Below are 25,830 nucleotides of genomic sequence, written 5' to 3' on the forward strand. Positions count from 1 at the left end.
TGGCGGAAGGTCGCGGGTGGGGTTCCTTCTGCAGCGCAAACGCGTAAACTTACGCCAATCACCACCGCCCCAATCACAAACGACGTCCATGCTGGTAAGGGAACGCGGTGCGCCGTGATTAGCCATCTCGCCGCCAGAATTACAGCGGTGATATTCCCACAAATTGCTCGCCAGCTGAAATAGCTTCCCCGTTTCTGCGGCAGGCGAGGTTTTAATACAAGCTCGCGAACACCAACCCGGCAAATCCCCCGGCCAACGCAAACGCGCCAAATCCCAAAACAAAATGGTAGAACACCATGGTGAGGAAGGAAGTCGACAGCAACGGGCGGCGATTACCATAACACAGATCATCCGAACAATGGCGGCCATCCGGTACACAGGTAGCTTCAGCGGGCGGTGAATGCATACACCAAAACAAGGAACTGCGGCAAATGACGCAATGGTTTCGAACAACGACGTGGCGGGCAATCACGTTGCGGCGCGCCAAGCCGGTTCAGAAATCAGGAATGATGGTGCGGGAGTGAAAGAACGACAGCCCGTGTTGAACCGCTCCCCCATTGGCAATCCCCAACCGATAGTTGGTTGCGAAATGGGGATAATCGGGATACCGGTTCGGCGGAAGATTCGTCCGGGGGTGGCGGGGGGCTGAGTTGGCGGAATACGGCAGGGGATGCTGTGGCGTGAGCATACGCAGGAAACAGCGGAAGCAAGTTTCCCGTCAGGTAACGAAGGGGTTCAGGGAAGAGGTAGCGGCACGTCCTCCGTCAGGATTGATAACAGGTCTTTAAGCCTGCCCCAGAGGCCGAAGGCGGAAGATGACACCGAGGCTAAGACCTTACACCTAACCCCGACGGAAGTCAAGCAACTTTCCAACGTTAACTAATATGTGCCCAGTACACACTCACCCTTAATCATTAGGCTTAGGAAGAGCGTGAAGGGATGCTCGAACAGCTGGGGCTGGCGGAAGGTGTTGTTGCTGTCGGCGCGAACACGGAAATAGAAGGAGTTGGTAAGCCGTGCGGTAAAACTGCCACGCAGCGAAAGATCGGCCCCAACGCTCAGCCGCAGATTCTCGGCGCTTGGCGGCACTTCAATCAAGATCCCCAACGGGTGAAAGCCGCCCGCACCTTCACCTTGCACCACTTGGGCGTGCTGGTCGCTGCGGGAACAGGCATATTCTTCGCCGACCCCAACGCTCGGCGCATCTCCCCCGCTTGCCGTCTGGAACAGGAAGCCGAACGCCCCCTGCAACGAGAGGCGTGGACGTAAGGAAAATGACGGTGTTTGGAGTGGATCATAAGGCCGCATCGCTAAGACCGGTAAACCGCGCCCGTCCGGTGAAGTTTTGCAGCCGGACCATTCCCAGCTGGCAGTGTACTGGCGTTCGCGCAGCAAGCCACCGCGCTTCCCCAGTGGAAATGGAGTAAAGAAGGCGGAACACCATTCCGGCGAAGCGATCCACACGCAAGCTGCCATCGTTCCACCGCTGTTTGGTTTCGATTTCCACGGCGATCCCTATCTTTCAACAAATGCCCCAAGCGACGGGGCAACGCGGTAGTCAAGGCGGTCCGGCGAGGTATGCCCAGGTGGAGCTGCTGATCAATCATCATAGGTGAACTGGTCGCCGATGAACAGGGCTTCCTTCACCGCCGTAGGGGTCGTTGCGGGATTGGAGAAGCGAAAGCGTAGAGGTCATCCCCAAGCGCGATGCAGGTTCGTTGGTGGAGCTGATGCGAACTGCCCCAGCGATAGCGAGATCAACTGTTGAAGGTGTCGTTCTGGGTGGTCGCGCTCTCCGGAAACGGAACTCCGGCACGGCTGCTGTTGCGGGTGATGTAGCGAACCCACGTCTTCGAGACTACCTCGGTGTATTAGCAAGGTTAGCGAAAGTGGTGGTGGGTGGGCAAGCATGGGTTGACCAACGTCCATTCAATAATGGCAGCGTGCGCGGAAGGTGCGGCAAATAGCAGCAGAACCAACAGCATCAAGCCAGCGGCGTGGTGGCTTGATGCGTGAAACCTGTGTGCGAACGGGGCTGGCCAAACAGCCGGTATCGAAGTACCACAACGGGTCATCTGGCTCGCAATTTACAACAGTTCCCATCCTTTGGAACCTCCACCTGCCGGTTGGATACAATGGCCTTCCAACGCTTCTGAGAATTGGCTTGGTTTGTTGGCCTACCTCCTCACCCGTTTCACACCAGTACGGACTGACACATCGCCCCTCTTCTCCCACCGTTTCGGTTTTTCCGGTTCGTTGTACCTTTTTTTGCCCCGCGATTACCAGCGGCATCTTCTTCGGCAGCTTCCGGGAACCTCTTTCCAACATAGTGAACTCAACCGTTCTTTCCTTGCCGCAAGAGGCATCCGCTGCATCAATCAACCAAACATCTCATCGCTTCTCTCTCTCACACAGCTTCTTCCCCATGCCAGCAATTACCATAGACAGCAGGGCCATTGATTGCGCTCCCAGGAGAAACGATCGCCGAAGCCGCAACCGACAACGGCATTGATGCTCCCCCACTTCTGCTGGCATCCGGCATTATCGGTTAGCGGCAACTGCCGGATGTGCCTTATTGAAGTGGAGAAAACCCCAAGCTGGCCATTGCCTGCGCCACCGCCGTTGCCGACGGCCGGTTGTCCATCACCAACAACGCCCGCGTGATAAAAGCACGCGAGGCGATTATGGAGTTCTTGCTGATTAACCACCCGCTGGATTGCCCAATCTGCGACGAAGCCGGGCAGTGCAAGCTGCAAGATTACGCATTCACCCACGGGCGCGGCGAAAGCCGGTTTGTGGAGCTGAAAGTCCATAAAGATAAACGGGTGGAGCTTGGCCCAGAGGTGATGTTCGACGGCGAACGCTGCATCAGCTGCTCCCGCTGCATCCGCTTTAGCGATGAGGTTGCCCAGCAGCCGGTGCTGACCTTTGTGCAACGGGGGGATCACGTCTCCATCGAGACTTTCCCCGGCACCCAGCTGGACAACCCGTACTCCATGAACGTGATTGACATCTGCCCGGTTGGCGCTGACCTCGCGCGATTTCCGGTTCAAGGCGCAGGTGTGGGATATGTCGTTCAATCCCTCAATCTGCCACCGGATGCTCGCGCGGGTGCAACATTGACGTTGGCGTTCGGAACAATGAGATTTTACGGCGAGCCACGCACCAACATGAAGGTCAACACCTACTGGATGTGCGTGCCGGGCGCGTTGGCGAATACCGCTACGTGAACACCGCACGGGTGGAGCAACCAATAGTGAAACGGGATGGAACGCAAGCCCCGGCCTCACCTGGCGATGCGTTTGCGGCGGTGGCCGAACGCCTGCGGAAGATCAAACCGGAATACGTTGCGGTGATTGGCTCCCCCTACGCCACCAACGAAGAAAATTACGTGCTGAACCGATTCGCTCGGGAAGTGATCAGGATACAGAACGTTGATTTTGTGCGCCACAGCGATCCCGATTTGCCGACACCATGCTCCGCACTGCCGACCGCACCCCGAACACTCGCGGCGCGGTGGAGGTTGGGATTGTTCACGGAAAGGGGCGATTGGGGTGGATCGGTTGATGGAAATCCGCCGCAGTTATCAAAGCGTTATACGTGCTGGACCAATCGCTGATCCTGAAAGATAACGTGGTTGAGCACGGCGCATTTGGAACTGCTGGTGGTTCACGCATGGAACCACACCCAAATCGCGAAGCTGGCCGATGTTATTCTGCCAACGTCCACCTACGCCGAAAAGGAAGGCACTTTATCAACGCCACCGGATTGGTACAGCACTTCACCCCAGCCGTGGTGACAAAGGAGAACGAGCGGATCATGGGGATGAAGATGTCACGGCTGGACAAGTTCGGCGTAAACAACGACCGCTGGATCCAAGGCGCACGCCGCGATGCACGCCCTGCGTGGCAAAGCATCAATCAATCGCCCGGCAAATGGGGGCAATGGGACTACCGCTGGTGAAGATATTTTGAGGAGATGAGCGCAAAGCTCCCCAGCTTCCGCCAGATGAACTACGAAGCATTGGACACCTACATGGGAATTGAACTTGGACGTGGCGACCGCCCACGGCTCCCGGCGTTCAGTATAAACCATCACGACTATCGCCCACGGGTGATGGAGTAACAACGCCCTTCGGCGGCCAACGAACGATCAACCGACGATCCACAAACCGTTCTTTTTCGACCAACCTTCCCTCTCATGGAATTGCTTGACATCGGCATCCTTGTCGCTAAAATCCTTGTTGTTCTCCTCCGTCTTTCTGATCGGCGCGGCCTACGTGGTGCTGTACGAACGGAAGCTATCGGCGTCAGTTAGAAACGCGTTAGCCTAACCGTGTGGGGTGGCGCGAGTCCCTGCAATCGTTCGCCGACGTGCTGAAGTTGGTGAAGAAGGAGAACATCGTCCCGAAGCAAGCGCACCGGGGTTCCATTTTTTGGCCCGATCATCACCATCACCGTTGCCATCGCGCTCTGGTGCGTGATCCCCCTTGCAGGTGATTTTACCATTGCCGGCAAAGTGATTGATCCCACCATCGCTCCCGGCCTGAATGTTGGCATTCTTCTGCTGCTGGCCTTGTCCTCGCTTGGGGTCTATGGAATCACCATTGCGGGGTGGTCGTCGAACAACAAGTACTCGCTGCTGGGGGCTTGCGGTGCTCGGCTCAGATGATCAGCTACGAACTTTCTATGGGGCTTTCGCTGATTGGAATGATGCTGGTGATGGGGTCGCTAAATATCAGCGACATCGTGATTCAGCAGTCTGGCTATTGGTTCGGATTCCTTCCCAAATGGAACATCTTCGTGCAGCCGATTGGATTCCTGATCTTCCACGGTTGCCGCCTTCGCCGAAACCAACCGCGCACCGTTTGACTTGGCGAGGCCGAGCCAGAACTGGTTGGCGGCTTCCACACGGAATACTCTGGGCTGCGGTTCGGATTGTTCTTCCTGGGGGAGTACGGCAACGTCATCCTGATGTCGGCATTGATGACCACGATCTTCTTTGGCGGCTACAACGCGCCGTGGCTGCAGGACCTTGCCTTCTTCCAGCAAAACGAAGGGCTGCGGGCGTTGCTCCAGTTCGGCGCGTTCTCCTTTAAGACCTTCATGCTGGTAACGGTCTTCATCTGGGTTCGTTAGTGTCCCCGCTTCCGCTACGACCAGCTGATGAATCTTGGCTGGAAAGTGATGTTCCCGATAGCACTGCTGAACGTTGTTGCCACCGCAGTGGTGTCCAAGCAATGAAGTCGTAATCAACCCCAACACCGCCGCCCACGCCGCCAATGCCGGCAAGGGTTGCCACGCGGATCCCAAGAATCGAACTAACTCACAGAAACAGATACCATGCCAACGAAAAGCGTCCAGGCAAAAAAGGTCAAGGATTTGAGCTTTTGGGAGAAACTTTACCTCCCGGAAATCGCTCGCGGCTTGACGCTGACCTTCAAGCAAGTGTTCACGCCGAAGTTCACCCGGGAGTATCCCGAAGAACGCTTCACCCCCGCCGGAAGCTACCGCGGCCGCCCGGTGCTGGTGGAAGAAGAAAATGGCGAACGGTGCGTTGCTTGCGGGCTATGCTCGCGGGTTTGCCCGGCAATTGCCATCGGTGCTTGGGCCGGCGAGACCACCGCGAGAAGGAGCGGTATCCCACCAAGTTCGGGATCAACATGCTCCGCTGCATCATCTGCGGCTACTGCGAGGAAGTCTGCCCAGAGGAAGCCATCGTGATGTCCAAAGATTACGAGCTGGTATTCACCAACGTTGAGGATGCCATCTTCGGGAAGAGATAGGTTGCTGATGCCGGTGTCGCAACTTCAGGGCGGCAGAGTTCCTGCGGCAGTATCGCTAACGCCGGTGGCGGGGCGTGTGTTCCGGCATTCCAGCAGAAGCAACACCCCGGCAAGAAAAAGAACACAACAAAGAACCCCGATGCGTCGGGGTTCTTTGTTTGGATTGCCCAGGGCTTCCCCCCCCACCCTGTTCTTTCGTCACTCAATTTCCATCAGCTTCCCCATTTCTGAACAATGAACGTTTTGGTGCTGAACGCCGGTTCGTCATCGCTGAAGTTCCAGGTGATTGATACCGACCCAGAAAAAATGGCGACCGACAGCGACCACCGCATCGCCAAAGGGATATCGAGCGGATCGGCTCGCAGGGGTTGCTTCGGTTCGAGAACGGAGCGAAACGCGTGACCCGCAGCGCGCAACCGGTGCGGGATACCGCGCCGCCATTGATATCGCCGTGCGGTGGCTGGTAAGCGACGATGCCGACATCCCACAGGTCAACTCCCTTGCCGACATCCCGCCGTGGAAGTACCGGGTGGTGCATGGCGGCGAAAACTTCACCGCATCCACGCTGATCTCGCCGGAGGTGATTGACGGCATTGAGGAATGCATTGACCTTGCCCCGCTGCGCACCCGACAACCTTCGGGGGATTGCGGCGTCACGGAGATTTTTTGGGGCTGGGATTCCGCAATCGGCGGTGTTCGACACGGCGTTCCATCACTCCATGCCGGAGGAATCGTTCCTGTATGCCATTCCCTACCAGTTCTACCGCCGCCACCGCGTGCGCCGGTACGGGTTCCATGGATATCGCACCGCTACGTTGCCTATCGCTACCGGAAGCTGCAACTGCCAAAGGAGCAGATCAACATCATCACGCTCCATTTGGGAAATGGATGTTCGGCAGCGGCAATCCACGGCGGACGCTCGGTTGATGCCGATGGGATTAACCCCGCTGGAAGGCTTGGTGATGGGAACCCGCAGCGGCGACGTGGTCGGCGGTGATTGAATATTTGATGGAGAAAGAAGGCTTCACCATCGCCCAAATGGACACGCTGCTCAACAAGCAATCAGGGCTGCTGGGAATCAGCGGCTTGACGAACGACATGCGCGACCTTTTGGCCGAGGAGCAGAGAACAACGACCGCCGCGCCCACCTTGCCGTGCAGATCTTTCGTCCACCGAATCCGGAAGTATATTGGCGCATATTTGGCGGAGATGAATGGCGCAGATGCAATCGTTTTTACCGGCGGGATTGGTGAGAACTCCGCAACCATCCGCCAGCGGGTTTGCCAGCAGATGGAATGGTTCGGGCTGCATCTGGACCAGGGAACGGAACAACAGCACAGGGAAGCGGAACCGAGGCACGCATCAGCGCCGCGAACTCACGGATTCACGCCTACGTTATCCCGACCGACGAAGAATTGCTGATTGCCCGCGACACGGTCGGCTTGTGCGGGGATTGAAGTCCAAGCTGGTAGCCAACAACGTCACACTCCACTGATTTATCGAACATCCATGATCGTTGCTTATTCCCCGCAGTTCGCGCTCGTGGTTGTTGCCGCCTTGCAGCAGCAAGGCTGGACGCTGCGGCCAACCACCGAACCCGAGGAGATGCTGCTTGCCGACACCGCCGACGTTGTGATAACCTCACCGTTGGAATATGCAAGCTCGCCTTGTATGGATTACGCGCTGGTTCCGCAGTTCGGGATAATGACCGGAGGGTTTGCGGGGATGCTGAAGCTGATATTCAACCAAGGATTGACCAGCATCAACACCATTGCGGTGAAACAGCCGCACGGGTTTGCGGCATTGGTGGCGCGGATTGTTCTGCTGGAAAGCATGACATCGCCCCACGGCTTATCACCCTTCCTGCCGATGCCAGCGTTCCGCAAATGCTTGCCGCCGCCGATGCCGCACTGCTTGCCGGCGACGACGCAGTGTTTGATGGAAGCGGCATCCGCGCAATGTTTGACCTTTCCGACGAGTGGGAGGATATGGCCGAGGCATTCCTCCCTACCTTGTTGCTGGGGACGAGTTGGGAAACTGAGCGATGCCCAGCTTCAGGAGTTTGCTGCGGCGGCGGAGCAAGCCAGGGCTGGCCATTCCCGATGCCGCAGCACAAAGCGAACACAACATTGGCCGGGCGTTTCCACGAGCGGTATCTGCGTGGGGACGTTCGGTACGGCTTGCGCCAGGGAGGATCTTCCCGCCCTGAACACACTCTACCGCTACCTGTTCTACCACGGCATCTCTAGGATATGCCCGCGCTGAAATACCTCCCCGATGGCCAGCCAGCCGGCTCGCCCCCAACCCCGCCGCCAGCCGAACCAACCAACGGAACCGATCAACCAACCAACTAACACTCAACCAGATTCACAGCTATGCCCACACTGATTTTACTGCGCCACGGCCAATCGCAATGGAACTTGGAGAATCGTTTCACCGGATGGGTGGATATTGACCTTAGCGATGCCGGGCGCGAGGAAGCACGCCAAGCCGGGGAGAAACTTCGCGGGATGACGATTGACCGGGTATATACCTCGCGGCTGATGCGGGCAATCAACACGGCCACCATCGCGCTGGAAGCCGCCGGAATGCAGAGCCTTCAGCTCACCCAGGACCAAGCCTTGAACGAACGCCACTACGGCGATTTACAAGGGCTGAACAAAGCGGAAACCGCCGCCAAATATGGCGATGAGCAAGTGCACATCTGGCGGCGCAGCTTCAACATCCCCCCCCCAGGCGCGGAAGCCGAGAGCTTGGAGCTTTGCATGAAACGGGTGATGCCCTACTACCAAGCCCACATCGTTCCCGACCTGCTGAATGGCCTGAACGTTCTTGTTGTTGCCCACGGGAACTCCCTCCGTTCGCTGATCTACACGCTGGACAACCACACGAACGAATCTATCCTGGAGCTGAACATCCCAACCGGAGTGCCGATTGCCTACCAGATGGAAATTGAGGGAGACGGAACCCTTGCGGTAGTGGGAAAACGGGAGTTGTAGCCTGCCAATCCCGACGGAGGTTGGGGCGGCTACCCTTTTATCAATCCCGACGGAGGTTGGGGCGGCCCCATCCAAAAATTCCCGAAACGTTCCCCTCCAACGGAGGGGTGCCCGACAGGGCGGGGTGGGTTCGGGGGCACCACCGAACGGGTGGCGGTTTTCCGCTCGTCACCGAGGCTTGCTGATCCTGAGATTCGGGAATGGACGTTTGGTTCGCGTGTGTCCCCAACCCACCCCCCCGCCCCCTCCCAAGAGGGGGGCGCGCACCGAGGTAACGCACTCACCCTGCCCCCGGAAATGTCAACAGCCGGTCGCGGTAGTATTCGTATTGCTTCTGGCGGGCGGCGATCTCTGCTGGCAAGCCGATGCAAAGGTCATTCACCAACGCGTCGAATTTGTCCAGGATGGTGACGATCTCTTCTTGAACTTCTAAAGAAGGAATCGGGATGCGGATCTTTGACAAACTCTCCCCAGAAATCCGACGCACTTTGGTCCCAGTGATGTGTGGCTTCTTTTGCGACTGGAAAAGCTCTGTTTGAAAAAAATAGGATACATACTTAGGGTTGATTGTGTGCCGGAAAATGTACGCATCTGTGCTCACGGCCACAGCCTCATCACCCAGCCAAGCAACCGCTTTGGCCACAGCTTTGTCGTCCTCGCTTGTCGTCGCAATCACGAGATCACCAGCCTGAGCCTTTCGCAATCGTGCGGCAAATTCTGGGTTGATAAACGATATCACTTCCTTCGCCCACGTACCATAGTGCGTGTGAATTTGGCCGTAGTGAATACACCCTGAACCGGAATCAGTAAAGTCCGACTTTTGGATACCAGAACCGCGGATGAAGTTGCCAATCTCCCCCAACGTCCCCCACCTCACATCCTTACGCCCTCAAAACTGAGCAACTGGTCACGGTAATACTGATACTGCTTCCGCCGCGCCACAAGCTCCGCCTGCAGGTTCGCCTGAAGCTCACGCACAAGCTGGCTGAACGTATCCAACACCCGCACGATTTCCTGTTGGATGGGGAGCGGGGGGAGGGGGATGCGGAATGATTGAACCACAGACAAAACAATGTATGGCACTGAGCCTTCTTTTTGATGTTTTTCTGCCCACTCAGTAAAACCATTTGAGAGTATGAAATACAAGAACCTTGGAGAAATTTCCGAACTAAAACCTGTCAATACATACGTTCGTTGATAGGCATCAAATTTCCCACAGTAATGTTTGACATCTCCCAGATAACCATTCCCAGCAAGTAAAAGTGCTTCTGTATCCCACCTGTAGCTATCAATTCTTGAGACATCCTTGGAGCAAGTAAAAAATGGGTATGCTCCATTCGGTACAGCCTTATTCGCATTCAGCTTTCCTGTCTGAATTTGGCATATCTCCCCCAACTCCCGAAACTCCACCCCCCGCGGGCAAAGCTCGGCGACCATTTGTTCGATGTAGTTCATCGGTTTCTGGGTATGGGTTGACAGGTTTTCTCCGAATCCCCCCGAAGCGTCCCCCTCCAACGGAGGGGTGCCCGACAGGGCGGGGTGGGTTCGGGGGCACCACCGAACGGGTGGCGGTTTTCCGCTCGTCACCGAGGCTTGCTGATCCTGAGATTCGGGAATGGACGTTTGGTTCGCGGGTGTCCCCAACCCACCCCCCAGCCCCCTCCCAAGAGGGGGAGCCGCGCACGGGGCCAACGAATGGAGATCACGTTGCCCCCATCACGAGGCGCGTTGCAGGAGGATGGAGGTCATTGGGAGTTCCTCCACGGTGGTCATCTCCATCACCATGGAGACCGCGCCGTAGGTTCGCGCAAAAATCCGTTGCCGTCCGATGAACGTCATGTAATCCGAGGTCGGGAAATCGGGGAGGTGCTCCGGCTTCTCCTGTGGCAACCGCATCCGCAGCAAGCGGGGATACGCAATTTGCGCAAGCAACGGATGGAAAGGCTCCACCGCATCCTCATCCAACGTGCTGTTGAAGAAGGCTTTCGTCAGCCGCGCTGCGTACCAATACTGGGCCGTGTCCTGGGTTAAGGATAGATCAAGCAGCAGGTTCATCAAAACGATGTTGCCGGAGCTGTCGGTCCTGACAATCAGCACTGCTTTATTGTGGTAGTTGGTGTCGGCAGGGCGGTATCCAACCACCCGCGACGTTGCCTCGGATCCCCCCATCCGCTCGATAGCATCGGCGGAGAACTCGGCCCGGACGAACCCAAAATCTTCAACAATCGGGCTTTCGTCAAGGCTGCTTACAGGCTCGGATAACCCAGCAACCGCACAAAGCGGAAGGCCAAGCAGCAACCCAATGCCGCCAAGCAGAATCAGAAGTTGATGTTTCATCTGGTGTTGTGTACTCATCTATTTGTGTGCATCAAGGACACGGTGAAGGTTAGAGAGTTCCGTTTCAAAACACAAAGACCGCCGAAAGATGGGGCAAGGGGAATCGCCGGTATCGGTTCCTTCGGTGGTGATCCCCAACATATCCCACCCCGGCATCAATGGCGTAGGTCTGGCCGAAATACCGCACCGTCCCGATAATCGGAACCACACCAAGCGTTTTCATGTAGGCCGCTTCCCCGGCAACTTTCCACCCACGGGCAAACTGGTAATCCCCGCCAACGGCCACTACCGGCGCGTCGCGATCGTACTCCTCAAAAAAATCGCCGCTGGGAAGCTGAATAAAGGTGTGATGCCGTTTGAAGACATACCCCAACGTTGCCGAGACCCGGCTGCTGTCGTCCCCGTAGCTGATTGCAGCGTAGGGGGCGTGGAAAAATATGCTGGACTCCAACTCCGGCGTGGCCTCCTTATCCAGCACGCTGCGCCCAACCTGGTAGCCGGCCGCAACGTTCAGTTTGTCGGCAACTTCCCAGCTTCCTTTTGCCCCAATGGAGTAGGCTCCAAAGGCATCGCCGCGGACCCCGCCCCAATCATCTGGCAGCGGCAACGCGCCGCCGGCAAGCAGCATGAAGTTATCGCTAAAAGAATAGCCGCCGACCAAGCCAAGAAGGTCGTAGCTGCCAAGAAAGAATTTCCCTTTTTTGGGGATGATGGCGTTCGGCACCGCAACCGAACGGAAGGTGGTGGGGTCCTGCAACGGCGGGTCGGGAAGCCAATCTTTCACTTCGTCGGGGATGCGATTCGGCTCCATCACACGCACCACTCCGGTGTCGGCAACGGGATATGTTCCCCAACCGCCGCTGGGGAACGGGCGGCGAATCCACGTGATCACCGGAAACTGATACAGCCCCGGTTCGTCCGACTCGAAGCAGACTTCATACTTGAATTCCGACCCGCGCGGGATGTTCAGCGGAAGCCGCGTTGGGAGCTTGATGCGGACGTTGCGGAGGGGGGTCGTCACCGAATCGAGCGTCACCGATCCGCCAATTCCAACGATTCCATTCAAGGAGATTCGGAACAGCTGGCAGCCGGTCTTCCCCATCTCAATTCTTCCGAACCGGATGGTATCCAGATTCCACGTGGTGTTCAGCCGCATCGGGAAGGCCGCCACATTCCCACGGCAATCCGGACGTTCAGGTTCACGGTCACCGTTTCGCTGGCCGTGTTGACCAGCACCTTCAGCCGGACTTCGTTCTGGCAGGAGTACATCCCCCCTTCCAACTCCACGTTCGGCGTGATGACCGAGGTGATTTCCTGAATTCGCCCGGGGCGGTGATGGTCAGCTCATTCCATCCGAGGATAGAGTTCCGGGGGGTGACGGTGATGCCGCCGGTTTGCGCCGGCAGCAACGCCACGCTGGCAAAAAGAGCGATGAAGCAGACGATGAAGCAGAGAAGTCGAGCCATACGGTTAAAGTGGATTCATGCAACCGACCGTGGCAAACTACGTCGGTGCGGGGCGTTCGGCAAGCCAATCGGGCGGGGGTGTTACAGAGCTACATATCCTCCGTCCTCACGCTGGTTGCCACTCCGGCAATCGTTTCCCAAGAAAAAAGATTCAACACGCAGCGGCCCGATCAGTTGCCAAACCAACGGGTGAGTTTAACTGGCTTGCCGCGGCCAAGCGCAATCACGCAGTTCAACAACGCTTTCAAAAAAATCGCCATGACCTTTATCCACACCACGCACAGCCGGGCCGCCGCCACGTTGGCTCGCATACTGGCTGCACGGGCTTGCCCTCTGCTTTTTCTTTTGCCACCCTTCCAGCGTTCGCCCAAGATGAATCCGGCAGCACATCGGTGGATAGTGGGCGCGGGCCTCCAATCCGTTAGATATGGATGTTCGGGTTCGGACGAACAGTTCGTTCGAGGTTGCCGCCCCCGCGCCACCTTCGCTGAAGACCGTGAGCGGAAGCGGCTTGGGGGAAGCATTGCGGGGTTCGCCTCGCCACGGATGATGTCCGGCGCGTTGGGGGCAACCATTGGCGGCGCAAAGGACATCGGCTACGCTCGGCGGCTGATTGAGCAAGGGCACGTCCCCAACTTCATTGACTTCTCCCCCGAAGGGCTGTACAGCGAACACGACATCCCAACTCCATCGGGGGAATGCAACGCCAAACTCTGCTTATCGCTTGGCTACGGCTTTGCCCCCGCCGCCGACGACCGCACCAACGCGCTGTTCCTCCATTTGGGGAATGAACTCCAACATCAAGGCCGAGGAGTTCCGCCGCCAGAACTTGCAGCTGGCGGTGGTGATTGACCGAAGCGGCTCGATGGAGGGGGAAAGCATGGAATCGGTGAAGAAGGCATTGCACAAGCTGGTGGAACAGTTGACCGCCAACGACGAGCTTGCCATCATCCAATTCGACGATGCACCAAGGTGATCCTTCCGGCAACCCGGGTTGGGGACAAAGCCGCCGTGCAGAAGCTGATTGATGGAATCACCCCCGACGGCGGAACCAACATCGAGACAGGATTGCAGCTTGGGTTCGCGGAGCTTTCGCGGCTTCCCGCACGCGACGGCGCATCGAAGCGGCTGTTCCTGTTTACCGACGCGATGCCGAACGCGCGGAACCGATTCCGCCAGCTTCCGCACGCTTACCCAGCGGTATGCCACCGAAGGGATTGGCCTAACAGCCTTTGGCGTTGGCGTTGATTTTGGCCACACGCTGATCTATCACATCTCACAGCTTCGCGGCGGAAATTTCTTCTATCTGGAAACCCCGGAAAAGATTGCGAAGGTGTTCGATACGGAGTTTGATTACTTGGTAACGCCGCTGGTCTACGACCTGAACGTCACCATCAAAACGCCGGCCGGGCTGAAACTGAAAGCCGTCTACGGCCTGCCAACCTGGAAGCCTGGCGACCGCGACGCAATGCTTCATGTCCCGACGGTGTTCCTTTCCTCCAACCGTGGCGCGATTGTGCTCCGGTACGAGCGGGAAGACAACGGAACCCTCAGCTTCAACAATGGCGACCTGCTTGCCACAGGGACCTTAAGCTTTACCGACGTTGGCGGGGAGAAGCACCGCGAGGAGCAGGAAGTTCGCCACAACGGCCAGGCGAAATTGGAGCCTGGGGCGCAGTACTTCACCCACGACGGAATCAAGCTGGCAACGGCACTGACGAACATCTACTTTGGCCTGCGCGACGGCTGCACGTTGTTCGCCGAAGGGAAGCGGGATCAGGCGCTCCAGGCGGTCAACCGCGCCAAAACGCTGGCCTCGCTGCAGAACGTGCAGCTGATGGATGCAGGGCTAACAACGGAGATCAAGATGCTGGAGAAGCTGGCGGACAACATCGCCAAGAAGGATGCGGAAGTTCACCAGAACCGAAGCAACGAAAAACAGGCCCCGCGCCAACGGTAAGCCTGTTGGATAACGTTCACTGCGGGGCGCGGAAGGCCCCCGCGTTCCGCAGATGAGCGCGGCCCGGCAACGCCCGGCCCAGCACCCAGCGGGATGAATCACCCCTTCCAAAAATATTTTTTCGGCGTGCGACATTCCACCGGCTTGTGGAGTCTTGTTTAGCGTAGAGGCCTACTCTGCTTATCAAGCCATCCGGCTGCTGCCAATTGTTCCATTGGCGGCAGCCGGTTTGGTATTTGTGCCGTTTCTATTTCGCGCCCGCTTTTTTCAGCAGAGCCACAATCTCCGTTGCGCCATTTTTTGTGGCGATGGAAAGGGCGGTGTCGTCAAACACGTTCTTCTTTTTCAGATTGGGTTTCTTTGCCAGCAGCAGCTTCACGCATTCCAAGCATTGTGTTTGCGCCGCGAACATCAGGGGCGTGAACCCGTCGTTATCGCTATGGTTGGCATTGGCCCCGGCAGCAAGGAGCGTTGCCACAAGGTCGGGGTTGGCGCGGTAGCAGGCATAGAGGAGCGGCGTTTCCCCGGCAGTTGAGGCAGCGTTGACATCGGCCCGTTGTGCCAGAAGCATCGGAACAACTTCAAACTGCTCCTGCAGCACGGCTTTGTGCAAGGCCGTTTCGCCGTCGTTGGCGCGTGCGTTTGGGTTTGCGCCAAATTCAATCAGCAGCCCCAGCATTGTGGTGTTCCCCTGGGCGGCTTGCATCATCACCGGGGTGATGCCAAGCGAGTCGGGGGCGGGGAGCGTTGCGCCAGCCGCGTGCAGCAGCCGGACGATCTCCAACTGGCCGTAATCAATCGCGTACCCCATCGCGCTTTTCCCCCCAGCGGAGACCGCCGCCGTTCCCGCCTTTGCCTGCAACAGCAGTTGCACCGCGCCGCTGTGCCCCTCGATTGCCGCGTGCATCAGCGGGGTGACGTTGTTGTTATCGGGGATGTCGGGGTTGGCTCCGTTTTCAAGAAGCAGTTGCACCGTTGCGTCCCTTCCCTCCCATGCCGCATGGGCAATGGCCGTTCGCCCCGAGGTATCGGTATCGTTCACCCGCCCGCCCCGGTTCAGCAGAAGTTTCACCACCGACGTTTGCCCCTCCCACGCCGCGTGCATCAGCGGGGTGACACCGTGGACATCCCGTTTGTTGACTAGGACCCCGTTCCAGCAGCAGCCCAACAACCTCCACATTTCCGGTCCAGCCCGCAGCCATCAGCGTGGTTTCGCCGAACTCGTTGGTGGTGTCAACGGGCGTTCCGCTATCCAACAGCTGGCGGACCCGTTCAAGGTTCCCCTGCTTGGCGGCATCGAACAGGGGGGCATTGGGGTCGTTGGCTTGCAGGTCGGGAATGGGGGCACTGTTGGTGGTGTCGGCGGCAATCGCATCCCCAAGCTCTGCCGAAGAGATCATCACCACTTTTTCGGGGGTGGCAACGTACAAGGTCCCTTTCAGCAATGCGGGCGTTCCCATTCCACCGTATCCGAATCCGGCTTCCTGCTCCCACAGTTTTGTTCCATCGGCCAAGCTGAAGGCCACGACGTTCCAGTTGAAGTCCACCAGATAGCCAACATCCTGGCAAAGCGCGGCGGGGGAAAGAAGCCTTTGAAGGCCATCCATTTGCCAACGCTTTGTCCCTTCCTCCGGGTCCAGCCCGAACACCGTTCCGGTGCTGGTGCTGGCCACCACAAGGCCATCGCTTGCGGAGATGTGGACGCTCCCTGGTCCAGTTTCCAGGAACTGCCAGACGCGCCCGCCGCTCAGGTTGTTCAGCATTGCCAGGCCGGTGGTTCCGGCGGCAAACACCTGCCATTTCCCCAGCACGATTTGCCCTCCCCAGCCATCGGTTTTCCATATCAGCGTGCCGGTGGTGGCATCAATGGCGTAGGTGGCGGGCTCGTCGGTCCCCACATAGACCACACCATCTTTCCAGGCTGGTGAGGTTGGTTTTCCGGCAAGCTGATATTTCCATTTCAGGGTTCCGGAGTTTCCGTTGGGATCAATGGCGTAGATGAATCCATCATCGCAACCGGCAACAACCAGCCCCTCCACCGCAAGCGGCGTTGTGGTGAACGCCGCGCCCCCCTTGAACTTCCATGCAAGCTGGTGGGAATCCAGAGTAAAGGCGTAGAGCGTGCCGTCGCTGCTGCCGGCGTACAAGGTTCCGGAATGAATGGCGGGCGCGCCGTTCACCGCGCCGTCGGCCTTGCCAACAACGCTCGCGGCCATATCTGCAAACGCCACGATCACTCCATTGTCGGTTGCCACGTACAAGGCACTGCTGTCAATAGCGGGCGCGGGAGAAATGCGGTCCGATTTCAGCTTCATGTACATCGAGGAGCCATCGGTAATCCGCACCGGCGGCCCCTGGAACAGATTGGCACGGCGTTCAACGGCAATCTGCTGCTGCGCCATGTTGAACGGCTGCGAAACCGCAACAGAGCATGGAGCCAGCAGCAGCGCAGCAAGAAGAAGGAAGGTCAGTTTCATTGAAGGGAGTTTGATTGGATTGCAGGCGCAAAAGTAGTTAGGATTTTTCTGTTGAAAGGAAATAGGTGCGCATCGCCCCCTTCCCTTTCACCTCCATCATCCCGCGTTCCAGCAAGGTCATTGAGGAAGCAACGGCTCCCCCGCGCCGAAGCTCTTCCGCAAACTCCTCGCTCACGTGGATTCTCCCCGCCTCCCCGTGGCTTTCCATTCGGCTGGCCGTGTTTACTGCGTCGCCCCACAGGTCGTATGCGAACTTCTTCTTCCCGATGATCCCTGCCACCACCTCACCGCTGTGCAAGCCAATCCGTACTTGCAGCCGGACTCCATCGCCAAGTCCATTGAAGCCTGCTACAACCTCCACTAACTCTATCGCCATTCGCGCCGCTGATTCTGCATGATCCTCGCGGCTCTCTGGCAACCCTGATACCGCCATGTACGCATCCCCAATCGTCTTGATCTTCTCCAACCCATACTTCTCCGCCAACTCATCGAACTGGCTGAATAACAGGTCCAACCCCGTCACTAACTCCCACGGCGTGACCCCTTGCGAGATCACCGTGAAGCCAACAATATCCGCAAACAGCACCGTCACCGACTCGAACGATTCGGCGATATGTTCCTCGCCCCGAACAACACGTTGGGCGATGGTTGGTGGAAGGATGTTGTGAAGGACTCGTTTGGTGGCTTCGGCATCGGCGCGTTCAGCAGCGGTACGTTTCTCCATCTCCGCAATCTGCCGTTGTTGCTCTACTTGGATGGCCTTCTTCTTGGCTTCCTCACTGTGGACTTCTTGGTAGAGTTCTTGGAATTTTTTGAAGTGGGTAAGTGCATCTTCGAAGCGGGATTCTTGCTCGTAGAGGGTGGCTAAATCTTTGTGGGCTATATAGAGGTGGTCTTTTGTTCCCAGCTCTTCGCAAAGGGTGATTGCCTGCTGCAGAAATTCTTCGGCTTTGGTGGAATTATAGCCGGCGAATGCTTGCTGTGAGTAGAGTGAGCCGATGCTTCCGGTGACAATAGCAGTACCAGCACGCTCGCCAAGCTCTTCATGCAACGCAAGTGCACGGCTGAGATACTCCAAGGCCTTCGAGTACTCCGAGAGGTTCTGGTACACAGTCCCGATGTTCCCGGTGACACTGGCAACACCGGAACGCTCACCAAGCTCTTCATGCAAGGCAAGCGCACGGGTGTAATACTCCAACGCTTTCGAGTACTCCGAAAGGGTCGCGTACACAGCCCCGATGTTGATGGTGACACGGGCAACACTCAAACGATCGCTAAGCTCTTCACACAGGGCAAGCGCACGAGTGTAATACTCCAACGCTTTCGAGTACTCCGAGAGGCTTCGATACACAATTCCGATGTTTCCGGTGACACTGGCAACACCCAAACGATCGCCAAGCTCTTCACACAGGGCAAGCGCACGGGTGTAATACTCCAATGCTTTCGAGTACTCCGAAAGTTTCGCGTACACAGCCCCAATGTTCACGGTGATACGGGCAACACCGGAACGCTCACCAAGCTCTTCATGCATGGCAAGCGCGTGCATGTAAGACTCCAACGCCTTTGGATACTGCGAGAGGCTGATGTATACAACCCCAATGTTCCCGGTGACACGGGCAATACCGGAACGTTCCCCAAGCTCTTCATGCAACGCAAGCGCATGGCTGAAACACTCCAACGCCTTCGGGTACTCCGAAAGGTTCTGGTACACAGTCCCGATGTTCCCCATGACACGGGCAACACCGGAACGCTCACCAAGCTCTTCATGCACGACAAGCGCACGGGTGTAATACTCCAACGCTTTCGAGTACTCCGAAAGGTAGGTGTACACATTCCCGATGTTACTGACGACACGGGCAACGCTAGCACGCCCCCCAAGCTCTTCATGCAACTGCAATGCCTCCTCAAACAGCAATAATGCCGTGGAGTACTCCCCTCTTTGAGCATGAATGATACCTTGCAGCTGCAACGCATCTGCCTCGGCAGCAACATCACCTGCTTCTTTGGCTGCGGCATGGGCTTCCGCCGCGGCGGCAAGACTTTCAGCATACTGGCTTTGCTGCACTAATTCTCTAGCAAGATGGTTCAGCGCACCGGCGCGTTCGGCTTTGGTGGTTGCTGCGGCCACGGCGGCACGGAGGGCGGTGAGGGTTTCGTCTGGATTCATGGAATTATTTGATTGAGAAAATAGGTCCGAAGCGTTCCTTTCCCTTTGATGGTTAGTTCGCCACGTTCTTCCAAGGTGATCGGGAGTTCGCCGGTGCTGATTGCCGAAGAAAGTGCGGCGGCGAACTCCTCACTCACGTGGATTCTCCCCGCCTCCCCGTGGCTTTCCATTCGGCTGGCGGTGTTTACTGCGTCGCCCCACAGGTCGTATGCGAACTTCTTCTTTCCGATGATTCCTGCCACCACTTCTCCGCTGTGCAAGCCGATCCGTACTTGCAGCCGAACTCCATCGCCAAGTCCATTGAAGCCTGCTACAACCTCCACCAACTCCATTGCCATTCGCGCCGCTGATTCTGCGTGGTCCTCGCGGCTCTCTGGCAATCCTGACACCGCCATGTACGCATCGCCAATCGTCTTGATCTTCTCCAACCCATACTTCTCCGCCAACTCATCGAACTGGCTGAATAACAGATCCAAACCTGCAACCAACTCCCGTGGGTGATCCCTTGCGAGAGCACCGTGAATCCAACAATATCCGCGAACAACACCGTCACCGACTCGAACGATTCGGCGATATGTTCCTCGCCCCGAACAACACGTTGGGCGATGGTTGGTGGAAGGATGTTGTGAAGGACTCGTTTGGTGGCTTCGGCATCGGCGCGTTCAGCAGCGGTACGTTTCTCCATCTCCGCAATCTGCCGTTGTTGCTCTACTTGGATGGCCTTCTTCTTCGCTTCCTCACTCTGGACTTCTTGATAGATCTCTTGGAATTTCTTGAAGTGGGTGACGGCTTCCTCGAAACGGTCTTCTTGTTCGTAGAGATTGGCTAAGGATTTGTGGGCTGAGTAGAGTTGACTTTTTGTTCCCAACTCTTCGTTGAGAGCGATTGCTTGCTGCAGAAGCTCTTCGGCTTTGGTGGGGTTGTACTCGGCGAATCCTTTTTGGGCGTAGAGTGAGCCGATGTTCCCCGTGACACCGGCAACACCGGAACGATCACCAAGCTCTTCATGCAGGGTAAGAGCACGAATGCCATACTCCAACGCCTTCGGGTACTCCGAAAGGTTCCAGTACACACCCCCGATGTTCCCAGTGACACGGGCAACACTGGAACGATCACCAAGCTCTTCATGCAGGGCAAGCACACGGCTGAGATACTCCAACGACTTTGGATACTCCGAGAGGCTCCTGTACACATTCCCGATGTTCCCGGTGACAGTGGCAACACCGGAACGATCACCAAGCTCTTCAAATAGAGCAAGCGCACGGCTGAAATACTCCAACGCTTTCGAGTACTCCGAGAGGGATTCGTACACAGTCCCGATGTTGTTGGTGCCACGGGCAATGCCGGAACGCTCACCAAGCTCTTCATGCACAGCAAGCGCACGGGTGCCATACTCCAACGCTTTCGGGTACTCCGAAAGGTTCGCGTACACAACCCCGATGTTCATCGTGACAATGGCAACGCCGGAACGCTCGCCAAGCTCTTCATGCAACGCAAGAGCACGGGTGTAATACTCCAACGCTTTCGGATAATCCGAGAGGTTCCAGCACACACTCCCGATGTTGCTGGTGGCACGGGCAATGTTGGCACGATTACCAAGCCCTTCATACAGTTCCAGCGATTGTTCCAACACCAACAACGCTGTGCGGTAATCACCCTTGCGATAATGAACGCCCCCTTGCAGCCGCAACGCCTCCGCCTCGGCAGCTCCATGCCCCGATTCTTTGGCAAGGATTTGAGCTTCTTCGGCGGCAGCAAGACTTTCAGCGTAATGGCCTTGCCGTTCCAACTCCTCGGCAAGCTGATTTAACGCACCGGCGCGTTCGGCTTCGGTGGCCGCTGCGGCTACGGCAGCGCGGAGGGTTGTGAGGGTTTCGTCTGAGTTCATGGAATTACTTGATTGAGAAAATAGGTCCGAAGGGTTCCTTTCCCTTTGATGTTCAGCTCGCCACGTTCTTCTAATGTGATGGGGAGTTCGCCCCCGCGCCGCCGAAGCTCTTCCGCAAACTCCTCACTCACGTGAATCTTTCCCGCCTCCCCGTGGCTTTCCATTCGGCTGGCGGTGTTTACTGCGTCGCCCCACAGGTCGTACGCGAACTTCTTCTTTCCGATGATTCCTGCCACCACCTCACCGCTGTGTAAGCCAATTCGTACTTGCAGCCGTACTCCATCGCCAAGCCCATCAAATCCCGCAACCACCTCCACCAACTCTATCGCCATTCGGGCTGCTGATTCTGCGTGGTCCTCCCGACTTTCCGGCAATCCCGACACTGCCATGTACGCATCGCCAATCGTCTTGATCTTCTCCAACCCATACTTCTCCGCCAACTCATCGAACTGGCTGAACAGCACGTCCAACCCCGTCACCAACTCCTGTGGCGTGATCCGTTGCGAGAGCACCGTGAAGCCAACAATGTCCGCGAACAACACCGTCACCGACTCGAACGATTCGGCGATATGTTCCTCGCCCCGAACAACACGTTGGGCGATGGTTGGAGGGAGAATGTTGTGAAGAACCCGCTTGGTGGCTTCGGCATCGGCGCGTTCAGCAGCGGTACGTTTCTCCATCTCCGCAATCTGCCGTTGTTGCTCTACTTGGATGGCCTTCTTCTTGGCTTCCTCACTCTGAACTTCCTCTTTCACTTCGTGGAATTTCTTGAAGTAGGTGAGTGCTTCCTCAAAGCGGGATTCTTGCTCGTAGAGCTTGGCTAAAAACTTATGGGCTACATAGAGCTTCTGCTTTGTTCCCAACTCTTCGTTGAGAGTAATTGCTTGGCAGAGAAGCTCTTCGGCTTTGGTGGGATTGTACTCGGCGAACGCTTGTTGTGAGTAGAGTAAGCCGATGTTTCCGGTGATGTTGGCAACACCGGAATGCTCACCAAGCTCTTCATGCATGGTAAGCGCACGGCGATAATACTCCAACGCCTTCGGGTACTCCGATAGAAAGGTGTACACAGTTCCGATGTTCCCGGTAACATTAGCAACACCGGAACGTTCGCCAAGCTCTTCATACAACGCAAGCGTACGGCTGAAATACTCCAACGCCTTCGTGTACTCCGAGAGGGAGCCATACACAGTTCCAATGTCCCCGGTGACACGAGCAACACCAGAACGATTGCCAAGCTCTTCCTGCAACGCAAGCGCACGAGCGTAATACTCTAACGCCTTTGGGTACTCCGAGAGGGCAGCGTATACAAACCCGATGTTCCCGGTAACACGAGCAACACCGGAACGCTCCCCAAGTTCTTCATGTAGGGCAAGCCCACGACTGAGATACTCCAACGCCTTCGCGTACTCCGAAAGGTGCAAGTACACATTCCCGATGTTCCCGGTGACATTGGCAACACCAGAACAATTCCCAAGTTCTTCATGCAACGCAAGCGCATGGATGAAATGCTCCAACGCCTTCGGATAATCCGACAGAGACTGGTACACAAGCCCGATGTTCCCAGTGACATTGGCAACACCAGAACGCTCCCCAAGCTCTTCATGCAACGCAAGCGCACCATTGTAATGCTCCAACGCCTTCGCGTACTCCGACAGAGAGAGATACACATTCCCGATGCCTACAGCAGTCTTGGCAACACCGGAACGCTCGCCAAGTTCTTCCTGCAACGCAAGCCCACGACTGAGATACTCCAACGCCTTCGCGTGCTCCGAAAGGTTCTGGTACACAAGCCCGATGTTGTTGATAGCACGGGCAACACCAGAACGATTCTCAAGCTCTTCGCACAGCTTCAACGATTGCTCCAGCAACGGCAACGCCGTGCTGTATGCCCCTCTTTGAGCATGGACGACTCCTTGCAACCGCAATGCACCTGCTTCGGTAGTGCCATCACCCACTTCTTTGGCAAGGCTTTGGGCTTCTTCGGCAGCAGCAAGGCTTTCGGCGTATTCTCCTTGCCGATCTAATGCTTCGGCAAGCTGATTCAACGCATTGGCGTGCTCGGCGGGTGTGGTGGCCGCAGCAACAGCGGCGCGCAGGGTTGTGAGGGTTTCGTCTGAGTTCGCGGAATTACTTGATTGAGAAAATAGATCTGAAGGGTTCCTTTCCCTTTGATGGTTAGTTCGCCACGTTCTTCCAGCGTGATGGAGAGTCCTCCGGTGCTGATTGCCGAAGAAAGAGCGGCGGCGAACTCCTCACTCACGTGGATTCTCCCCGCCTCCCCGTGGCTCTCCATTCGGCTCGCGGTGTTTACTGCGTCGCCCCACAGGTCGTATGCAAACTTCTTCTTCCCGATGATTCCTGCCACCACTTCTCCGCTGTGCAAGCCGATCCGTACTTGCAGCCGAACTCCATCGCCAAGTCCATTGAAGCCTGCTACAACCTCCACCAACTCCATTGCCATTCGCGCCGCTGATTCTGCGTGGTCCTCGCGGCTCTCTGGCAATCCTGACACCGCCATGTACGCATCCCCAATCGTCTTGATCTTCTCCAACCCATACTTCTCCGCCAACTCATCGAACTGGCTGAACAACAGATCCAACCCCGTCACCAACTCCTGTGGCGTGATCCGTTGCGAGAGCACCGTAAACCCAACAATATCCGCAAACAGCACCGTCACCGACTCGAACGATTCGGCGATGTGTTCCTCACCACGAACAACACGTTGGGCGATGGTTGGTGGAAGGATGTTGTGGAGGACTCGCTTGGTGGCCTCGGCATCGGCACGCTCGGCAGCCGTGCGTTTTTCCATCTCAGCAATCTGCCGTTGCTGTTCTACTTGGATTGCCTTCTTCTTCGCTTCCTCACTCTGGACTTCCTCTTTCACTTCGCGGACTCTTTCTGAAGTGGTGAGTGCTTCTTCGAAGCGGTTTTCTTGTTCGTAGAGATCGGCTAAGGATTTGTGGGCTGCATAGGGATTCTGATTGATTCCAAGCTCTTCGCCAAGGGTGATTGCCTGCTGGAGAAGCTCTTCAGCTTTGATGGGGTTGTAGTCGGCAAATGTTTTTTGGGAGTAGAGTGATCCGATGTTCCCGGTGGCAAGGGCAACGCCGGAACGATCACCAAGCTCTTCATACAAGGCAAGCGCACGGAGGTAATGCTCCAATGATTTTGAATACTCCGAAAGGCTCGCGTACACATTCCCGATGCTCACGGTGACAGCGGCAGCACTGAAACGATCACCAAGCTCTTCAAGCATGGCAAGCCCATGACTGAGATGCTCCAACGCTTTCGGGTACTCCGACAGACGGTCGTACACAAGCCCGATGTTCCCAGTAATACGAGCAACACCGGAACGCTCGCCAAGCTCTTCAAATAGGGCAAACGCACGGGTGTAATACTCCAACGATTTCAAGTACTCCGAAAGGTTCATGTATACATTCCCAATGTTGTTGGTGACAGTGGCAACACCGGAACGATCACCAAGCTCTTCAAATAACGCAAGCGCACGGCTGTCATACTCCAACGCCTTCGGGTAATCCGAAAGGTTCCAGTACACAAGCCCGATGTTCCCGGTGGCACGGGCAACACCGGAACGATCCCCAAGTTCTTCATAGAGGAAAAGCGCACGACTGTAATACTCCAACGCTTTCGGGTACTCCGAGAGGCTCCGGTACACATTCCCGATGTTGTTGAGGGTGCGATCCGTGCCGGAACCATTGCCAAGATGTTCCCACAGATTCAACGACTCCTCCAGCAATGGCAACGCCGTGCTGTACTTACCCTTCTGCAAACACGCCACCCCTTGCAAGCGCAACGCATCCGCCTCGGCAGCTATATCCCCCGCTTGCTTGGCTGCGGCCTCGGCTTCCTCGGCGGCAGCAAAACTCTCGGCATATTCTCCTTGCCGCTCCAACTCCCTGGCAAGTTGGTTCAACGCACCGGTGCGTTCGGCGGGTGTAGCGGCTGCGGCTACGGCAGCACGCAAGTCGGTGAGGGTTGTTTCTGGATTCATGGAATGATTTGATTGAGAAAATAGGTCCGAAGCGTTCCTTTCCCTTTGATGTTCAGCTCGCCACGCTCTTCTAATGTGATCGGGAGTTCGCCGGTGTTCATTGCCGAAGAAAGGGCGACGGCGAACTCCTCGCTCACGTGAATCTTCCCCGCTTCTCCGTGGCTCTCCATCCGGCTGGCGGTGTTTACTGCGTCGCCGTAGATGTCGTAGGCCAGTTTGCCCGTCCCGATTACTCCGCCGGTGATGCTCCCTGTGTGCAGGCCGATTCGTATCTCGAACTCACTCCCATCTGGCAGATGCTCCGTGATGCTGGCTGGCAGTGCCACATCTTCCAGCATCTCCATTGCCATTCTTGCTATCCGCTCCGCGTGGTCCGCGCACTCAATTGGTGCGCCGCACGCCGCCATGTAGCCGTCGCCGATTGTCTTGATTCGCTCGCAGCCATGCTTCGCAGCAATGGCATCGAAATGCGCGAAGACGAAGTTCATGAACTCCAGCACTGCGCCCGCTGGCATCCGCGCAGTCATCGGGGTAAAGCCGACAACATCGGCGAAGAGGATGCTGGCGGAGTCGAAGCGGTCGGCAATCTGGCGCTCGCCGGAGATCATCCGGTTGGCAATGCTTGGCGGAAGAGTTTTGTGGAGAAGCTCCTCGGTGGCTTTTGCACGTGCACGTTCAGCAGCAGTGCGTTTTTCCATCTCAGCAATCTGCCGTTGTTGCTCTACTTGAATTGCCTCTT

Annotated in this window: 26 protein-coding genes and 4 pseudogenes; 14 read left to right on the forward strand and 16 right to left on the reverse strand. The window is 56.9% G+C overall.

The annotated features are described in order from the left end of the window. Window positions 1–879: 879 nt before the first annotated feature. Together IPM61_16405 and IPM61_16410 are read right to left on the reverse strand one after the other, a co-directional pair. Window positions 880–1,308 (reverse strand): hypothetical protein, encoded by a 429-nt coding sequence (locus tag IPM61_16405; GenBank protein MBK8912886.1) that lies wholly within the window; start codon window positions 1,306–1,308, stop codon window positions 880–882. Beyond that, window positions 1,295–1,507: a hypothetical protein gene (locus tag IPM61_16410; GenBank protein MBK8912887.1), complete on the reverse strand. Its 213-nt coding sequence runs from the start codon at window positions 1,505–1,507 to the stop codon at window positions 1,295–1,297. The genes IPM61_16405 and IPM61_16410 overlap by 14 nt, the downstream gene beginning before the upstream one ends. Before the next feature lie 1,058 nt (window positions 1,508–2,565). Between IPM61_16410 and IPM61_16415 the strand changes: the two are divergent. From IPM61_16415 to IPM61_16460, 10 genes and pseudogenes are all read left to right on the forward strand, one after another. Next, window positions 2,566–3,123: pseudogene (locus tag IPM61_16415) on the forward strand (hypothetical protein). 70 nt (window positions 3,124–3,193) lie between these two features. After that, window positions 3,194–3,619 carry a hypothetical protein gene (locus IPM61_16420; GenBank protein MBK8912888.1) on the forward strand — a complete coding sequence of 142 codons (426 nt, stop codon included), beginning with the start codon at window positions 3,194–3,196 and terminating at the stop codon, window positions 3,617–3,619. An 18-nt stretch (window positions 3,620–3,637) separates the two neighbouring features. Continuing rightward, on the forward strand, window positions 3,638–3,799 hold the full coding sequence (locus IPM61_16425; GenBank protein MBK8912889.1) for a molybdopterin-dependent oxidoreductase: 162 nt from the start codon (window positions 3,638–3,640) through the stop codon (window positions 3,797–3,799). Further along, entirely contained in the window at window positions 3,769–3,963 is a 195-nt protein-coding gene (locus IPM61_16430) for a hypothetical protein (GenBank protein MBK8912890.1), read from the forward strand. Before IPM61_16425 ends, IPM61_16430 begins: the two co-directional genes overlap by 31 nt. Window positions 3,964–3,978: 15 nt before the next feature. Continuing rightward, window positions 3,979–4,125, forward strand: coding sequence for a hypothetical protein (locus IPM61_16435; protein ID MBK8912891.1), 147 nt, complete (start codon window positions 3,979–3,981; stop codon window positions 4,123–4,125). Between the two features lie 85 nt (window positions 4,126–4,210). Further along, window positions 4,211–5,243: pseudogene (gene nuoH, locus IPM61_16440) on the forward strand (NADH-quinone oxidoreductase subunit NuoH). 99 nt (window positions 5,244–5,342) lie between these two features. After that, a pseudogene (locus tag IPM61_16445) lies at window positions 5,343–5,844 on the forward strand (NADH-quinone oxidoreductase subunit I). A 175-nt stretch (window positions 5,845–6,019) separates the two neighbouring features. Next, a pseudogene (locus IPM61_16450) lies at window positions 6,020–7,242 on the forward strand (acetate kinase). Window positions 7,243–7,294: 52 nt separating this feature from the next. Beyond that, entirely contained in the window at window positions 7,295–8,050 is a 756-nt protein-coding gene (locus IPM61_16455) for a hypothetical protein (protein MBK8912892.1), read from the forward strand. Window positions 8,051–8,160: 110 nt separating this feature from the next. Further along, window positions 8,161–8,784, forward strand: coding sequence for a 2,3-diphosphoglycerate-dependent phosphoglycerate mutase (locus tag IPM61_16460; protein MBK8912893.1), 624 nt, complete (start codon window positions 8,161–8,163; stop codon window positions 8,782–8,784). A 280-nt stretch (window positions 8,785–9,064) separates the two neighbouring features. Here IPM61_16460 and IPM61_16465 read toward each other — a convergent pair whose 3' ends face one another. From IPM61_16465 to IPM61_16490, 6 genes are all read right to left on the reverse strand, one after another. After that, window positions 9,065–9,661 (reverse strand): restriction endonuclease subunit S, encoded by a 597-nt coding sequence (locus tag IPM61_16465; protein ID MBK8912894.1) that lies wholly within the window; start codon window positions 9,659–9,661, stop codon window positions 9,065–9,067. Continuing rightward, window positions 9,658–10,239, reverse strand: a complete 582-nt coding sequence (locus IPM61_16470) for a restriction endonuclease subunit S (protein MBK8912895.1) — start codon at window positions 10,237–10,239, stop codon at window positions 9,658–9,660. Before IPM61_16470 ends, IPM61_16465 begins: the two co-directional genes overlap by 4 nt. Window positions 10,240–10,500: 261 nt before the next feature. Further along, on the reverse strand, window positions 10,501–11,121 hold the full coding sequence (locus IPM61_16475; protein ID MBK8912896.1) for a hypothetical protein: 621 nt from the start codon (window positions 11,119–11,121) through the stop codon (window positions 10,501–10,503). A gap of 64 nt (window positions 11,122–11,185) precedes the next feature. Next, window positions 11,186–12,277, reverse strand: a complete 1,092-nt coding sequence (locus IPM61_16480) for a hypothetical protein (protein MBK8912897.1) — start codon at window positions 12,275–12,277, stop codon at window positions 11,186–11,188. Between the two features lie 82 nt (window positions 12,278–12,359). Continuing rightward, a complete protein-coding gene (locus tag IPM61_16485) occupies window positions 12,360–12,587 on the reverse strand; it encodes a hypothetical protein (GenBank protein ID MBK8912898.1) in 228 nt (75 codons plus the stop codon). A 170-nt stretch (window positions 12,588–12,757) separates the two neighbouring features. Continuing rightward, the gene (locus IPM61_16490; GenBank protein ID MBK8912899.1) at window positions 12,758–12,898 is read right to left on the reverse strand and encodes a hypothetical protein; all 141 of its coding nucleotides are present in this window, start codon (window positions 12,896–12,898) and stop codon (window positions 12,758–12,760) included. 61 nt (window positions 12,899–12,959) lie between these two features. On the opposite strand from IPM61_16490, the gene IPM61_16495 reads away from it, so the two are divergent. The 4 genes from IPM61_16495 (at window position 12,960) to IPM61_16510 (ending at window position 14,547) form a co-directional block, all read left to right on the forward strand. Next, entirely contained in the window at window positions 12,960–13,439 is a 480-nt protein-coding gene (locus IPM61_16495) for a hypothetical protein (protein ID MBK8912900.1), read from the forward strand. Next, window positions 13,375–13,563 carry a VWA domain-containing protein gene (locus IPM61_16500; protein MBK8912901.1) on the forward strand — a complete coding sequence of 63 codons (189 nt, stop codon included), beginning with the start codon at window positions 13,375–13,377 and terminating at the stop codon, window positions 13,561–13,563. Before IPM61_16495 ends, IPM61_16500 begins: the two co-directional genes overlap by 65 nt. Further along, entirely contained in the window at window positions 13,560–13,835 is a 276-nt protein-coding gene (locus IPM61_16505) for a hypothetical protein (protein MBK8912902.1), read from the forward strand. Before IPM61_16500 ends, IPM61_16505 begins: the two co-directional genes overlap by 4 nt. Window positions 13,836–13,920: 85 nt before the next feature. Continuing rightward, window positions 13,921–14,547, forward strand: a complete 627-nt coding sequence (locus IPM61_16510) for a hypothetical protein (protein ID MBK8912903.1) — start codon at window positions 13,921–13,923, stop codon at window positions 14,545–14,547. A 247-nt stretch (window positions 14,548–14,794) separates the two neighbouring features. Here the strand turns inward: IPM61_16510 and IPM61_16515 are convergent, their stop codons facing one another. From IPM61_16515 to IPM61_16550, 8 genes are all read right to left on the reverse strand, one after another. Next, on the reverse strand, window positions 14,795–15,358 hold the full coding sequence (locus tag IPM61_16515) for an ankyrin repeat domain-containing protein (protein ID MBK8912904.1): 564 nt from the start codon (window positions 15,356–15,358) through the stop codon (window positions 14,795–14,797). Window positions 15,359–15,503: 145 nt separating this feature from the next. Continuing rightward, window positions 15,504–17,024 carry a PQQ-binding-like beta-propeller repeat protein gene (locus IPM61_16520; GenBank protein MBK8912905.1) on the reverse strand — a complete coding sequence of 507 codons (1,521 nt, stop codon included), beginning with the start codon at window positions 17,022–17,024 and terminating at the stop codon, window positions 15,504–15,506. A gap of 37 nt (window positions 17,025–17,061) precedes the next feature. Beyond that, entirely contained in the window at window positions 17,062–19,191 is a 2,130-nt protein-coding gene (locus IPM61_16525; GenBank protein MBK8912906.1) for a tetratricopeptide repeat protein, read from the reverse strand. Continuing rightward, window positions 19,188–19,529, reverse strand: coding sequence for an adenylate/guanylate cyclase domain-containing protein (locus tag IPM61_16530; GenBank protein ID MBK8912907.1), 342 nt, complete (start codon window positions 19,527–19,529; stop codon window positions 19,188–19,190). Before IPM61_16530 ends, IPM61_16525 begins: the two co-directional genes overlap by 4 nt. Then, on the reverse strand, window positions 19,502–21,079 hold the full coding sequence (locus IPM61_16535) for a tetratricopeptide repeat protein (protein MBK8912908.1): 1,578 nt from the start codon (window positions 21,077–21,079) through the stop codon (window positions 19,502–19,504). Before IPM61_16535 ends, IPM61_16530 begins: the two co-directional genes overlap by 28 nt. Then, window positions 21,076–23,124, reverse strand: a complete 2,049-nt coding sequence (locus IPM61_16540) for a tetratricopeptide repeat protein (GenBank protein MBK8912909.1) — start codon at window positions 23,122–23,124, stop codon at window positions 21,076–21,078. Before IPM61_16540 ends, IPM61_16535 begins: the two co-directional genes overlap by 4 nt. Further along, entirely contained in the window at window positions 23,121–25,091 is a 1,971-nt protein-coding gene (locus IPM61_16545; GenBank protein MBK8912910.1) for a tetratricopeptide repeat protein, read from the reverse strand. Before IPM61_16545 ends, IPM61_16540 begins: the two co-directional genes overlap by 4 nt. Then, window positions 25,088–25,789, reverse strand: coding sequence for an adenylate/guanylate cyclase domain-containing protein (locus tag IPM61_16550; protein ID MBK8912911.1), 702 nt, complete (start codon window positions 25,787–25,789; stop codon window positions 25,088–25,090). Before IPM61_16550 ends, IPM61_16545 begins: the two co-directional genes overlap by 4 nt. Window positions 25,790–25,830 lie beyond the last annotated feature (41 nt).

This window comes from Chlorobiota bacterium (genome assembly GCA_016710285.1).
GTDB lineage: Bacteria > Bacteroidota > Ignavibacteria > OLB7 > OLB7 > OLB7.